General features: G+C 65.6%; 11 protein-coding genes. 7 read left to right on the forward strand and 4 right to left on the reverse strand.

All coding sequences use genetic code 11. The features are described 5' to 3' along the window. The first annotated feature begins 76 nt into the window (after positions 1-76). The 7 genes from HHL25_RS03405 to HHL25_RS03435 all read left to right on the forward strand — a co-directional run bounded on the left by HHL25_RS03405 (position 77) and on the right by HHL25_RS03435 (position 7,995). Complete coding sequence (locus HHL25_RS03405; RefSeq protein ID WP_169587276.1) at positions 77-1,525, forward strand: phospholipase D-like domain-containing protein; 1,449 nt, start codon at positions 77-79, stop codon at positions 1,523-1,525. A gap of 111 nt (positions 1,526-1,636) precedes the next feature. Next, positions 1,637-2,461 (forward strand): endonuclease/exonuclease/phosphatase family protein, encoded by an 825-nt coding sequence (locus tag HHL25_RS03410; protein ID WP_169587278.1) that lies wholly within the window; start codon positions 1,637-1,639, stop codon positions 2,459-2,461. 73 nt (positions 2,462-2,534) lie between these two features. Further along, entirely contained in the window at positions 2,535-4,694 is a 2,160-nt protein-coding gene (ligA, locus tag HHL25_RS03415; RefSeq protein WP_169587280.1) for an NAD-dependent DNA ligase LigA, read from the forward strand. Positions 4,695-4,746: 52 nt separating this feature from the next. Beyond that, complete coding sequence (locus HHL25_RS03420; protein WP_169587281.1) at positions 4,747-4,974, forward strand: DUF4160 domain-containing protein; 228 nt, start codon at positions 4,747-4,749, stop codon at positions 4,972-4,974. Next, positions 4,967-5,380 carry a DUF2442 domain-containing protein gene (locus HHL25_RS03425; protein ID WP_169587283.1) on the forward strand — a complete coding sequence of 138 codons (414 nt, stop codon included), beginning with the start codon at positions 4,967-4,969 and terminating at the stop codon, positions 5,378-5,380. The genes HHL25_RS03420 and HHL25_RS03425 overlap by 8 nt, the downstream gene beginning before the upstream one ends. A gap of 288 nt (positions 5,381-5,668) precedes the next feature. Then, the gene (locus HHL25_RS03430) at positions 5,669-6,880 is read left to right on the forward strand and encodes a glycosyltransferase family 4 protein (protein WP_169587286.1); all 1,212 of its coding nucleotides are present in this window, start codon (positions 5,669-5,671) and stop codon (positions 6,878-6,880) included. Positions 6,881-7,014: 134 nt separating this feature from the next. Further along, positions 7,015-7,995, forward strand: a complete 981-nt coding sequence (locus tag HHL25_RS03435; RefSeq protein ID WP_169587288.1) for an NAD-dependent epimerase/dehydratase family protein — start codon at positions 7,015-7,017, stop codon at positions 7,993-7,995. A 24-nt stretch (positions 7,996-8,019) separates the two neighbouring features. Here HHL25_RS03435 and HHL25_RS03440 read toward each other — a convergent pair whose 3' ends face one another. From HHL25_RS03440 to HHL25_RS03455, 4 genes are all read right to left on the reverse strand, one after another. Next, positions 8,020-8,430 (reverse strand): hypothetical protein, encoded by a 411-nt coding sequence (locus HHL25_RS03440; RefSeq protein WP_169587290.1) that lies wholly within the window; start codon positions 8,428-8,430, stop codon positions 8,020-8,022. 9 nt (positions 8,431-8,439) lie between these two features. After that, the gene (locus tag HHL25_RS03445; protein ID WP_169587292.1) at positions 8,440-9,309 is read right to left on the reverse strand and encodes a TIGR02587 family membrane protein; all 870 of its coding nucleotides are present in this window, start codon (positions 9,307-9,309) and stop codon (positions 8,440-8,442) included. A gap of 158 nt (positions 9,310-9,467) precedes the next feature. Continuing rightward, positions 9,468-11,639 (reverse strand): DEAD/DEAH box helicase, encoded by a 2,172-nt coding sequence (locus tag HHL25_RS03450; protein ID WP_169587294.1) that lies wholly within the window; start codon positions 11,637-11,639, stop codon positions 9,468-9,470. Positions 11,640-11,817: 178 nt separating this feature from the next. Then, the gene (locus tag HHL25_RS03455; protein ID WP_169587296.1) at positions 11,818-12,471 is read right to left on the reverse strand and encodes an alpha/beta hydrolase; all 654 of its coding nucleotides are present in this window, start codon (positions 12,469-12,471) and stop codon (positions 11,818-11,820) included. Positions 12,472-12,478 lie beyond the last annotated feature (7 nt).

A 12,478-nucleotide genomic window follows, 5' to 3' on the forward strand; every position in this document is an offset into this window, starting at 1 on the left:
ACCTTTTGGCCGGCGGTCGCGTTCATCGAGGCCGGCAATTGCTTTCCCTTCCGAAACCTGTTTCCCTCGGTGCGCGATGTACGAAACCCTGACCGCCTACTGGCCCGTCATCCTTGCCGTCCTGTCGGTCACGCTGGGCGCGATTGCCGCCGTTCATGCGGCGATGACGAAGCGCGAGGTGCGCTCTGCGGTCGGCTGGGTCGGCATCATCGTGCTGTCGCCGCTGGTCGGTGCCCTGATCTATGCGGTCGTCGGGATCAACCGCATCCGCCGCGCCTCGATGATCTCGCGGCGTGCGCTCAGGCTCGACGAGCTCTGGCGTACGCTCTCCCATTTCGGTGTGTCGCGTGACGAGATCGAAATGCGCTTCGGGCGCCGCATGGCGGGGCTGAAGACGCTCGGCGACCGCGTGGCCAAGCATGCGCTCTCTTCGGGAAACCGGCTCGACATGCTGTCCTCCGGAGCAGAGACCTATGCCGCCTTCTGCGAGGCGATCGACGCGGCCGAGCGCAGCATCATTCTGGAAACCTACATCTTCGATCGCGACCCGGCGGGCCAGCGCGTTGCCGACCGGCTGATCGCAGCCCACCAGAGAGGGGTCGCCGTTCGGGTGCTGATCGATGCCGTCGGCGCGCGCTACAGCGTTCCGAGCATCATGGGCTATCTCGCGGACGGCGGCGTGAAGGTCGTCGCCTTCAATGGCAAGGTCATCATGGGGCTGAGGCTCCCTTACGCAAACCTCCGCACCCACCGCAAGATCCTCGTGGTCGACGGCGGCACGGCCTTTGTCGGCGGAATGAACATCCGCTCGGCCTTCGAGGGCGAGGCGGCGGCGCGCGACACCCATTTCCGGGTGAGCGGCCCGGCGGTCGCCGACATCTTCGCGGTGGCGGCCGAGGACTGGCATTTCGAGACGGGAGAGGTGCTGAACGGGGCGGCCTGGAGCCTGGCGCCGATCGCGTCGGAACCCGGCGCGCCGAGCTTCGTGCGCACCGTCGTCTCGGGCCCGGATACCAATCTCGAGACGAACCACAAGATGCTGATGGGGGCGTTTTCCGTTGCGGAGAGTTCGATCCGCATCATGTCGCCCTACTTCCTGCCCGACAACATCCTGCTCGGCGCGCTGGCGACCGCTGCACGGCGCGGCGTCGCCGTCGACATCGTCACACCGGCGGAGAACAATCTCGCGATCGTCAGCCATGCCATGACGGCGCAGTTCGACCAGATCATCAAGGACGGCAGCCGGATCTTTCGGGCGCCCGGCGTGTTCGACCATTCGAAGCTCATTACCGTCGATGGCCAATGGGCCTTCGTCGGCTCGTCCAATCTCGATTCCCGGTCGCTGCGGCTGAATTTCGAGATCGACATCGAGGTGTTCGATCCCGCTTTCGTCTCGATCATCGACAGGCGGATCGACGCAGCCCTTGAGGGCGCCTCGGCGGTCACGCTCGAGGAACTTCGGCGGCGCCCCTTCGTTTTGCGTCTGTTCGACCGTGTCCTCTGGCTCGGTTCGCCCTATTTGTGAAAGATATCTGTTGCGATGCAGCAGATCCTTGATCTCGGTCGATGAAACACGGCGGGCACGGGCGTATGCTTCGAATCGTCAAGGCATTCGCGACGTCCGCATGGAAGTGAAATGACGAAGACCAACGGTAACCTCGCCTCGGCGGTTCTCGCCTCGTTCAAGAACAGGGCCAACCGTGCCATAGAGAAAAGGCCGATCCGGCTAGACGGGCATGGCTCGATGCTGGTGGCGTCCTACAACGTGCACAAGTGCGTCGGCACGGACGGGCGTTTCGATCCCGAACGGATCATCGAGGTGATCCGCGAGATCGGCCCCGACGTGATTGCCCTGCAGGAAGCCGACCAGCGGTTCGGTGAACGATCCGGCCTGCTCGACCTTCCACGGCTCAGGCTCGAGACCGGGCTGATGCCGGTGCCGGTGCCGGTCGCCTCCAAGCCGAAGTCGCATGGCTGGCGCGGCAATGTGCTCTTGTTCCGCGAGGGCATCGTGCGCGACGTGCACCAGGTGGCGCTGCCGGGGCTTGAGCCGCGCGGCGCGCTGGTTGCCGAAATCGACCTGGAATCGCGCGAGGGGCTCCGGGTGATCGCGGCCCATCTCGGCCTCCTGCGCTGGGCGCGGCGCCAGCAGGCCGACATGATCCTCGATATCATCGGCCGGCGCGAGGAGCGCCCGACGCTTCTCATGGGCGATTTCAACGAATGGCGTCTCGGACCCGGCTCGGCGCTCACCCGGCTCGAATCGGTGTTCGGCCCGCTGCCGCCGCCGATCCCGAGTTTTCCGGCCCGGATGCCGGTTCTTTCGCTGGACCGGATCATGGCGAACCGCTCCGACCTGATCGCCGAAATGGCGGTCCATGACACGCCGCTGGCGCGCAAGGCCTCCGACCACCTGCCGCTGATCGCCCGCGTCGATCTCGGCGCCCGCAGTCTCGACTGAACCGGTCCCCGGTCCGGGTTTTGCGCCGCGTCAATTTCGGCTAAGACCGACGAGTCGAATGCGGAGTAGGGCGATGGCAGAGAGCATGATTGCAGTCGAGGATCTGACCGAGGAGCAGGCGAGAGCCGAGCTCGAACGGCTGGCACGCGAGATCGCCCGCCACGACACGCTCTATCACGGCAAGGACCGGCCGGAGATCTCGGATGCCGACTATGATGCGCTGAAGCAGCGCAACGATGCGATCGAGGCCCGCTTCCCCGGCCTCATCCGCGCCGACAGCCCGTCGCAGCGGGTCGGAGCCGCACCGTCCGGCACGTTTGCCCAGGTCGTCCATGCCCGGCCGATGCTGTCGCTCGACAACACCTTTTCCGACGAGGACGTCGCCGACTTCGTCGCCTCGGTCTATCGCTTCCTCGGCTTGATGCCGGACAATTCCATCGCCTTTACCGCCGAACCGAAGATCGACGGGCTGTCGATGTCGATCCGCTACGAGAACGGGCGGCTCGTCAGCGCCGCGACGCGCGGCGATGGGACGACGGGTGAAAACGTCACCGCCAACATCCTCACTATCAAAGAAATCCCGCGCACGCTTCCGGCCGGTGCGCCGGCTGTCGTCGAGGTGCGCGGCGAGGTCTACATGTCGAAGAGCGCCTTCATGGCGCTCAATGCCCAGATGGAAGCCGAGGGCAAGCCGACCTATGTCAATCCGCGCAACACCGCGTCGGGGTCGCTGCGCCAGCTCGATCCCAAGGTGACGGCGAGCCGCAACCTCAAATTCTTCGCCTATGCCTGGGGCGAGATGTCGGAAATGCCGGCCGATACGCAGATGGGCATGGTGGAGGCATTCCGCGACTGGGGTTTCCCGGTCAATCCGCTGATGAAGCGCCTGACCTCGACGGCGGACGTGCTCGACCACTATCGCGAGATCGGCCTGATGCGCGCCGACCTCGACTATGACATCGACGGGGTCGTCTACAAGGTCGACCGGCTCGACCTGCAGGAGCGTCTCGGCTTCCGCTCGCGCTCGCCCCGCTGGGCGACGGCGCACAAGTTCCCGGCCGAACAGGCCTTCACCACCGTCGAGGCGATCGACATCCAGGTTGGCCGTACCGGTGCGCTGACACCGGTCGCGCGGCTGGAGCCGATCACCGTCGGTGGCGTCGTGGTGACCAATGCCACGCTGCACAATGCCGACTACATCGAGGGCATCGGCAATTCCGGCGAGCGCATCCGCCCGGAGGGCCACGACATCCGGGTCGGCGACACCGTGATCTTGCAACGGGCCGGCGACGTCATCCCGCAGGTGCTCGACGTGGTGCTGGAGAAGCGTCCCGAGGGTGCGGAGAAATATGTCTTCCCGACGAAATGCCCGGTCTGCGGCAGCCATGCGGTGCGGGAGAAGAACGAGAAGACCGGCAAGCTCGATTCGGTGACGCGCTGCACCGGCGGCTTCGTCTGCTCGGCGCAGGCCAAGGAGCACATCAAGCATTTCGTCTCGCGCAATGCCTTCGACATCGAGGGGCTCGGCACCAAGCAGGTCGACTTCTTCTTCGACAGCGAGGACGAGGCGATCCGCATCCGCACGGCGCCCGACATCTTCACCCTCAAGCGGCGTCAGGAAGCCTCGCCGTTCACCAAGCTGGAAAACATCGAGGGTTTTGGCCGTGTCAGCGTGCGCAAGCTGTTCGACGCCATCGATGCCCGCCGCGAGATCGCGCTCAACCGGCTGATCTTCGCGCTCGGCATCCGGCACGTCGGGGAAACCACGGCCAAGCTGCTGGCGCGCTCCTACGGTTCGTACCAGGCCTTCGCCGAGGCGATGAAGGCGGCCGGCCCCTTGCACGGCGAGGCATGGAACGACCTCAACGCCGTCGAAGGCATCGGCGAGGTGGTCGCCACCTCGATCGTCGAATTCTTCAAGGAGCCGCGCAACCTTGCGGTCGTCGAGAAGCTGCTGGAGGAGGTGACGCCGCTTGATGCAGAGGTGCCCGCCGCGACCGGCAGTCCGGTCGCCGGCAAGACGGTCGTCTTCACCGGATCGCTGGAAAAATTCACCCGCGACGAGGCGAAGGCCCGGGCCGAAAGCCTCGGCGCCAAGGTCGCAGGCTCGGTCTCGAAGAAGACCGATTACGTCGTCGCCGGGGCCGATGCCGGGTCCAAGCTTGCCAAGGCGCAGGAACTCGGCGTCACGGTGCTCAGCGAGGACGACTGGCTGGCGCTGATCGGCGGTTGAGCGCGCCCGCGGACATTCTTGAACAACCCAAGCCGTTGGGTTATTCTTTGCCATGGTCACCGTCCTTCGAGCGCACGGCCTCCGTTTCGTGATCTATACGGCTGACCACGAGCCGCCGCACGCGCATGTCTACGGCGATGGCGAAGCGCGCATCGACATCATGTCGTTGAAGGTCATCACGCAGGGCGGGCTTTCGGACCGGGATGTACGGCGTGCGGTTGACGTGATCCACGAAAACCAGGCGCTCTTTCTCGAAACATGGAGACGGTATCATGGCTGAGGTGACGGATCAGGAATTGGCCGAAGCCAAGCAACGGTGGAACGAAGAGCGGACCGAACGTCCGGTTCCCGTGGCCGTCCGGTTCGATCCCGGCTCGGAGCGGGTCGTCGTCGAGTTCGCCAACGGAGCGGCCTTTCTTTTTCCGGCGCGATCGCTGGAAGGACTGGAGACGGCCACCGTATCCCAGTTGTCGGAGGTCGAGCTGCTCGGCGAGACGGGGCTGCACTGGGAGACCCTCGACGTGGATTTCACGATCAGCGGCCTGATGGCCGGCATATTCGGCTCGAAGGTCTTCATGGACGCCCAGCGGCGCGGCGGCCAGTCGCGCAGTCCGGCCAAGGTTGCGGCCAGCCGCGCGAACGGTGCGAAAGGCGGTCGCCCGCGAAAGGCGGGCACATTGTCCTGAGCGACGCTCGTCCAACACCTCCAAGCTTGCCAAGGCCCAGGAGCTTGGCGTCGCGGTGCTCAGCGAGGACGACTGGCTGGCGCTGATCAGCGGTTGAGGCGCCTGTCGCCCGCCCCCGGTCTGGTGGAAAACTGGCCGGAAAGTCGTGCCGAATAGTGCAAAAGGACAGGTTGATCTAACCCTCAAAATGACAGTGAATTTGATGTGACAACGGGGGACTTGCGGCCGGCTTCGAGAGCGGTCGATGCGCCTCCGTCGTTGGTTCTCCCATTCACCGGACGACGGCACATGCGGCTTTTAGTGATCAACGATGTGTCTGTTGTGCTCGGTGGGGCGACCAAGGTGGCGATGCAGTGCATCGATGCGGCGACGGCCGCGGGAATGGACTGTACCGTGCTCGTCGGCGACGACGGGGAGGAGGTTCGCAGGAACTTTCCGCAGGCCAAGGTCGAGGCGCTCTGCGAGCGGCCGCTGCGCGACGGGGTGCAGGCGGGCGACGTCGTGGAGCGCAACTACAATCGCCGTGCCTATGCCGCGCTCGACAATCTGCTGGCCGCGAGCGACGAGGAGACGGTCGTTCACGTGCACGGCTGGTCGCAGATCCTCTCTCCTTCCATTTTTCACGCTCTTTCGCGGCACGGCGCGCGCGTCATCGTCACCGCTCACGACTTCTTCCTGACCTGCCCGAACGGCGGTTATCTCAATTTCCGCTCGGGCGAGGTGTGCGGCCACCGGCCGATGTCGCTCGGCTGCCTCACCAGCAACTGCGACAAGCGCAACTACCTGCACAAGCTCTGGCGCGTCGGCCGGATGCTGACCCAGCAATCGGCGGGCGACGAATTCTGGAGCCGGGTCGAGGTGATCCTCGCGCATGAGAACATGGAGCCCTATCTGAGCGGCGGGGCGCTCCGGCATTTCCTCACCCTGCGCTCGCCCTGCAAGCCGCTGACCCGCGGCCCGGCGAAGGCCTGGCGCAACGACCGCATGCTGTTCCTCGGCCGGATGACCTGGGAGAAGGGGGTCCGTACGCTGGCGGAAGCGCTCAACAAGACCGGCCGCCCGGCAACGCTGATCGGGCGGGGACCGCTGCTCAAGGAGATGCAGAGCGCACTTCCGCACTGCCATGTGCCGGGCTGGCTCGACGACAGCGAGGTGGACCGTCTGGCGTCGGAATCCCGTTTCTTCGTCATGCCGTCGCGCATGCCGGAGCCCTATGGGCTGGTCGCCGCCGAAGCGGTGATGAGCGGTATCCCGGTGATCGTCAGCAGCAATGCGCTGATCGCCGAGGAGGTGGCGCGCAACGATGCCGGACTGGTCTTCGAGAGCGGCAATGCGGATTCGCTCGCGGAGAAGATCGCGCTGATGGACAATGATGACCTCGTCCGCCACCTCAGCGAAGGCGCCTACGAATACGGCAAGCGGATCGCGCCGTCGAACGACGAGTGGCGGCAGCGCATTCTCGACATCTACAGGGGGCACACCGGCGCGTCGCTGCACTAGAGCAATTCCAGCAAAAGTGTGAAGCGGTTTTGCGTCCGGAATTGCGTGAGAACAGAGAGAGCATAGAAGGCGACGACATCTTTGCCGGACATGCACCCAGACAGGCGCCAGGACGCAAACCGGGGAGGCGAAGCATGGCAAGGGCATTGGTGACCGGCGGTGCCGGCTTCGTGGGTCGCCACGTCTGCGCCCGGCTTTTGGCCGAGGGTCTGGACGTCGTCTGCATCGACAGCCTCGTCGAGGGAACGGGCGCCCTGCCGCCCGACCGGTGGCCCGTGCCGCCCCAGGGGAATTTCACCTTCGTCGCCTCCGACTGCCGCGACTATTTCGCCCGTTCCGGCGAGCGGTTCGACTATGTCTACCACCTCGCGGCAATGGTCGGCGGCCGCGTCATGCTGGAGACGCAGGCGCTCTGCGTCGCGGAGGATCTGGCCGTCGATGCGCTGATGTGGAAATGGGCGGCCGAGACACGGCCGGGAACGGTGGTGTTCTTCAGTTCGAGCGCCGCCTATCCGATCGCGCTGCAAGGCCCCGTCGGCCACCGGATGCTTTCGGAGGACATGATCTCCTTCGAGGACGGGCTCGGCGTTCCCGATCTCAGCTACGGCTGGGCGAAGCTCACCGGCGAGTTCCTGATGAAGCTCTATGTCGAGCGTTATGGCGGCCGGGCCGTCGCCTATCGGCCGTTCAGCGGCTATGGCGAGGACCAGGATCTCGCCTATCCCTTTCCGGCGATCTGCAAGCGGCTGATGGCGGAGGTCGGCCGCGACGAGGTCGTCGTCTGGGGTTCTGGCCGCCAGTGCCGCGACTTCATCCATATCGACGACTGCGTCGATTTCGTCTGGCGCACGGTCGATCGCCTGCCGGCGGGTGAGAGCCTCAATCTGTCGACCGGGAACGCCACCTCCTTCATCGCGCTGGCCGGGGAAGTCGCCCGCCAGATCGGCTGGGAGCCGAGGATTGCCGGCCTTTCCGACAAGCCGGAAGGGGTGTTCTTCCGCTGCGGTGACACCGCACTTCAGGCGGCCCACGGTCTGCAGCCGTCGATCAGCCTTGCCGACGGCATTGCCCGCATGCTCGACCGTCTCCGGTTCGCCGCCGGCCGGGCGGCCTGATCCCGACCGGGTCCGGCTCAAGCGTCACGGATCGGTCCAGCCGATGGCGCGTAGCCGGACCTCGGCGGCGGACGGATCGTTGACGAAGATGATCGCGCCGCTTGCGGTCGATTCCGCCGGCACATAGTCGAAGGTGATTTCGCCCGTTTCGACCACGTCTCCGTCACGCAGCAGTTCGCCGCGGACGGTCACCGAGGATGCGGTGGTGTTGGCGCCGTTCTCGATGTCGAACGTGACGCGAAAGGCATTGCCGGCCGGCTCCATGGTGGTGGCCTTGATCGCGAGCTCCGGCGGTTCGGTGACCTCGCTTGCGGCCTTCCAGCCCAGCCAGCCGATGAGGAGAACGATCAGGGCCGCGGAGAGCAGGCCGATCAGCCATTCGGACCAGTGCGGCTCGGCCGCTTCGGTATGCCTGCCGTGCGAGGATTGAGTCATGCGTTCACCTCAGAGGATCAGCCGTGCCGCGGCGGCGCCGACGGCGGCGGGGAAGGCCAGGACGATGACGCCGAAGAGCGTCGGGGTGAGGGCCGCACCACCCAGCCGTTCGAAGATCCACAGCGAGAACAGCGCGATCAACAGGGCGATTAGGTAGCCGGGCAGGGTGAAGCGGATCAGCGCATGCCACCACGGCGTCTGCGGCGACAATTCATGACCGCCCTCGAAGGACACCGCATAGACGAAGCCGTGCATCACGAGGATCGACACGAAGACGGTCGCCAGCGCGTGGCCGGCGGTCATCTTGTAGGAGAGCAGGATCATCTCCTCGGTCGGGGCAACGTTGAGCGAGAGGAACAGGGCGCCGACGGCCATCAGGAACAGTTCTCCGCCATAAGACGTCTTCAGTTCCCGCGGATCCGGGCTTTCACAGTCGCCGTCTTCCTCGCGGGTTAGCTGGCTGCGGCCGAGCATCGCGCCGATGCTGGCCGGCACGGACTGGATGGCGATCTTGCCGATCATCTCGTTCGCCGGCATGTCTGGCACCAGAATCCTGAAGAGAAACAGGATTGCCGCACTGGCGGTGATGCCGATGCCGTAGGCGACGATCGCGTCGCGAAGGTCCTCGCGCCAGCCGAAGGTTTCCTCGAAGCCGATGCGATGCGACAGCATGACGAGCAAGGGGAGGTTCAGGAGCATCAGGAGCAGCAGCTTTTCCCGCGCGATGTAGAAGCCGAGTTCCCACATCTCCATGGTCATCAGCATGGGCAGGGCAAACAGCAACGCGCCGGCGATGCCGCGGCCGATCCCGGTGAGGAAGGTGCTCGCCGCTTCCGTCTGCCGCAAGTCGGGCTCCTTGCCCTCTGCCGTCCATGTCATGAAACCGCACTCCCCAATCGCGGCTCGACAACGCGGTTCAGGGGCAATTGTTCCATCGGGGGTGATCGGCCGGTGCCGGATGGCCCGTTTGCGGGTCCTAAAGCAAAAAGGCCGGCCCGCAGATCGCGGGCCGGCCTTTTATGGGAACGGGGTGTCCGTCAGCCCTTGGGCTTGAAGCTCTTCTTCTTCGGACCCGTCGACGGGCCGCGATCATCGAACTTGCCTTTTGGCTTGCCGGCATAGGCGGGCCTGTCACCGGACTTGTCGCCGGGCCTGTCACCCTTGGCGCCATATCCCGACTTCTCGCCCTTCGGCTTGCCGGTCCATTCCTGCTTCGCGGGCTTGTCCCAGCTTCTGGCATTGTCCGCGCCGGCGGCCTTCGGCTTCTTCTTGAACGGCTTGTCGAAGTCGCGATTGCCGTCCGCGGGCTTTGCCGGCGCATCGCCCCAGACCTCGGCATCGGCCCGTTTCAGGTCGTCGGCATAGGGGCGCTTTTCGGCATACGGCTTCTTGTCACCATACGGCGCCTTGTCGGCGTAAGGCTTCTTTTCGCCGTAGGCCTTCTTGTCCCCGTAAGGCTTCTTGTCGCCATAGGATTTCTTTTCGCCAAACGCCTTCTTCTCGCCGAACGGCTTGCGCTCCGCATCGTCGCGCGGCGGCCGGGCGGCGCGTTCCTTCGGCGGAGCGGAAAAGTCCGGCTGACCGTCGAGCCGGCTGACGGTGATGCCGCGTTCGAGCTGGCTGTTGGGGCCAAGGGCGCCGAGGAACTGGTCGAGATTGCTGGCGGCGATCTCGACGAAGGTTTCCTCCGGCTGCATCTTGATGGCGCCGATCTCGTTCTTGGTGATGTTGCCGTTGCGGCAGAGCATCGGGATCAGCCAGCGCGGCTCGGCATTCTGCCGGCGACCGACGGAGAGCGAGAACCAGACGCTCGGGCCGAAATCCTGGCGCGGTTTGGTGACCGGCGAGGAGGGATCGGCATAGGCGGGCTCACGCTGCTTGCGCGCCGCATCGAGCCGGATGGGCATCAGGTCTTCCGGCGCCGAGCGGTTGCCGCGCTGCAGACGCAGGAAGGCGGCCGCGACCTGTTCCGCACCATGGGTGGCGAGCAGGGTCGCGATGAAGGGGGCTTCGTCCTCGTTGATGGCTTCCGAGAGAGCCGGGTCGGCGAGCAGGCGCTCGTCGTCACGGGCGAGAACCTCGTCGGCCGAGGGCGGCAGCGCCCAGGTCGGCTGGACATTGGCGCCCGCGAGCAGGCGTTCGGCCTTGCGCCGCGCGCTCATCGGCACGATGAGCGCCGAAACGCCCTTGTTGCCGGCGCGGCCGGTGCGACCCGAACGGTGCAGCAGCGTTTCCGAATTGGTCGGCAGGTCGGCATGGACGACGAGCTCGAGGCCCGGAAGGTCGATACCGCGGGCTGCAACGTCGGTCGCGATGCAGACGCGGGCACGACCGTCGCGCATGGCCTGCAGGGCGTGCGTCCGTTCGTTCTGGCTGAGTTCGCCCGACAGGGCGACGACGGAGAAGCCGCGATTGTTGAAGCGTGCGGTCAGATGGTTGACCGCCGCGCGGGTCGAACAGAAGACAATCGTATTGCGCGCCTCGTAGTAGCGCAGCACGTTGATGATCGCGTTCTCGCGGTCGGCGGGTGCGACCATCAGCGCGCGGTATTCGATGTCGACATGCTGCTTCTGCTCGGAAGCGGTGGCGATGCGACGGGCGTTGCGCTGGTAGTTGCGGGCCAGTTCGGCGATCGACTTCGGCACGGTGGCCGAAAACATCAGCGTGCGCCGCTCGTCGGGGGCAGCCTCGAGAATGAATTCGAGATCCTCGCGGAAGCCGAGGTCGAGCATTTCGTCGGCCTCGTCGAGAACGACCGCAGCGAGGTTCGAGAGGTCAAGCGAACGGCGGGTGATGTGGTCGCGCAGGCGGCCCGGCGTGCCGACGACGATATGGGCACCGCGCTCAAGCGCGCGCCGCTCGTTGCGCATGTCCATGCCGCCGACGCAGGAGGCGATGGTGGCGCCGGTTTCCGCATAGAGCCATTCCAGTTCGCGCTTGACCTGCAGGGCGAGTTCGCGGGTCGGGGCAATGGCGAGGGCAAGTGGTGCTTCGGCCGGACCGAACCGGTCTTCGCCGGAAAGCAGCGTCGGCGCGATCGCCAGGCCAAAGGCGACCGTCTTGCCGGAACCGGTCTGGGCGGACACCAGGGCGTCGGCGCCTGCGAGGTCCGGGTCGAGCATGGCCTGCTGGACCGGAGTCAGCGTGGTATAGCCGCGCTTGGACAATGCCTCGGCGATCGGCGCTGCGATGCCGTCAAATTCTGTCATGGATCAGTCTTTCGAATGTGATGGTGATGCGGGCTCAGGCGCCGCCCCCGCCGATTGCGGGTATGTTGGCGCCGTTCCTATCCTCGAAAGCTCCGAAAGTACAGGGGGCGCGGCCGAAAAGGCGGCATATGGTGAAGGCGGGGCGGATCAGGGGATTGCGCGACCGGCGATCCGGCGGTCAGGTCCGGGATGTTTCGGCCGCAGCCCGTTTCGGCGGCCGGTGTTGCAGCCACGCGGCTATGATGGCGAATTCGGCGCCGTTCGCCTGCCATTCGTGGCCGCAGGGCAGAACGTGATGCTCTACGGTCGCGCCTGCCTGATGAAACTGCGCCGCCAGAACCGCGCCATCGCCGGGCGCCCGGCGGTTGTCCTTGGCCCCTGTCAGGATCAGGACCGGATAATTCGGCAAGGGAGGAAAGGCCGATGACGGGTCGGGCGACAGCGAACGCAGCAGGATCGCGCCCGCCGTCAATTCAGGTCTGTGGCGCACGAGCGCGGCCGCGGCGATGGCTCCGTTGGAATAGCCCACCAGCACCGGAAGCCGTCCGGTAAACAGGCTGCCGAGGTTTTCGAGCAAGACTGCCAGTTTGTCGACCTGGTGTTTCAGGTTGGCGAGATCGAGGCTGCGATCCGGCTTGCGGCGGAAGAAGGCAAATCCACCTTCCCAGGCGATGGAGCCGCGTAGTCGCACGGTCGGTGCTTCAGCCGAGACGTGCCCGCCGAGGTCCTTCAACGCTGTTTCGTCCTGGCCGCTGCCGTGCAGGAGGACGAGCGGCGTTCCCGGTGCGTCCGGATTGTCTATCTCGCAATGGAAGCCCGCAATCTTCGGCATTCATCCG

Origin of the sequence: Rhizobium terricola, assembly GCF_012927355.1 — a bacterium.
Lineage (GTDB): Bacteria > Pseudomonadota > Alphaproteobacteria > Rhizobiales > Rhizobiaceae > Allorhizobium > Allorhizobium terricola.

Bases quoted from the DNA above. Each gene is read 5' to 3' on its own strand.
- HHL25_RS03450 (WP_169587294.1), bottom strand. From the start codon at position 11,639: ATGACAGAATTTGACGGCATCGCAGCGCCGATCGCCGAGGCATTGTCC.
- HHL25_RS03430 (WP_169587286.1), top strand. From the start codon at position 5,669: ATGCGGCTTTTAGTGATCAACGATGTGTCTGTTGTGCTCGGTGGGGCG.
- HHL25_RS03440 (WP_169587290.1), bottom strand. From the start codon at position 8,430: ATGACTCAATCCTCGCACGGCAGGCATACCGAAGCGGCCGAGCCGCAC.
- HHL25_RS03425 (WP_169587283.1), top strand. From the start codon at position 4,967: ATGGCTGAGGTGACGGATCAGGAATTGGCCGAAGCCAAGCAACGGTGG.
- HHL25_RS03445 (WP_169587292.1), bottom strand. From the start codon at position 9,309: ATGACATGGACGGCAGAGGGCAAGGAGCCCGACTTGCGGCAGACGGAA.
- HHL25_RS03455 (WP_169587296.1), bottom strand. From the start codon at position 12,471: ATGCCGAAGATTGCGGGCTTCCATTGCGAGATAGACAATCCGGACGCA.
- HHL25_RS03435 (WP_169587288.1), top strand. From the start codon at position 7,015: ATGGCAAGGGCATTGGTGACCGGCGGTGCCGGCTTCGTGGGTCGCCAC.
- ligA (WP_169587280.1), top strand. From the start codon at position 2,535: ATGGCAGAGAGCATGATTGCAGTCGAGGATCTGACCGAGGAGCAGGCG.
- HHL25_RS03420 (WP_169587281.1), top strand. From the start codon at position 4,747: ATGGTCACCGTCCTTCGAGCGCACGGCCTCCGTTTCGTGATCTATACG.
- HHL25_RS03410 (WP_169587278.1), top strand. From the start codon at position 1,637: ATGACGAAGACCAACGGTAACCTCGCCTCGGCGGTTCTCGCCTCGTTC.
- HHL25_RS03405 (WP_169587276.1), top strand. From the start codon at position 77: ATGTACGAAACCCTGACCGCCTACTGGCCCGTCATCCTTGCCGTCCTG.